The organism is Bacillus sp. SIMBA_074, assembly GCF_046534555.1.
Taxonomy (GTDB): Bacteria; Bacillota; Bacilli; order Bacillales; family Bacillaceae_G; genus Bacillus_A; species Bacillus_A mycoides.
In genome coordinates this window covers 1-372 of record NZ_JAWRYM010000175.1, presented here as the reverse complement: position 1 = coordinate 372, position 372 = coordinate 1, and the positions used below count along the sequence as shown (strand labels likewise).

Annotated in this window: 1 protein-coding gene; it reads left to right on the top strand. The window is 61.0% G+C overall.

What is annotated here, in order from left to right:
- Positions 1–372: substrate-binding domain-containing protein (locus tag SB773_RS30365; RefSeq protein WP_410593911.1), on the top strand; the 372-nt coding region annotated here is incomplete at both ends.

The following is a 372-nucleotide window of genomic DNA, read 5'->3' as shown; positions in this document are numbered from 1 at the left end:
ATCACGATTGCGCTTCTTCAGAAGCAAGGAGACCAGCAGTTCTTCGTCGATCAGGCCGCGGGTGCCAAGGCCGCCGCGGACAAGGCAGGGAAGGTGACTCTTAAGGTTATCGACCTCAAGTCCGACTCCAATCTGGCCATCAGCCAGCTCGATGCGATGATCGCCCAGAAAGTCGACGGCATTCTCATCACCGTCCCAGACCAGCAGATCGGCCCGCAGGTGATCTCGGCGGCTAAGGCTGCCAACATCCCGCTCATCGCACTGGACGACCCGATCAAGGACGCCAGCGGCAAAGAGGCAACCTTCGCCGGTTTCGACGACCACTCGATGGGGGCGATGGCTGGGGACCAGACTGGGCCGTTGTATCAGGCG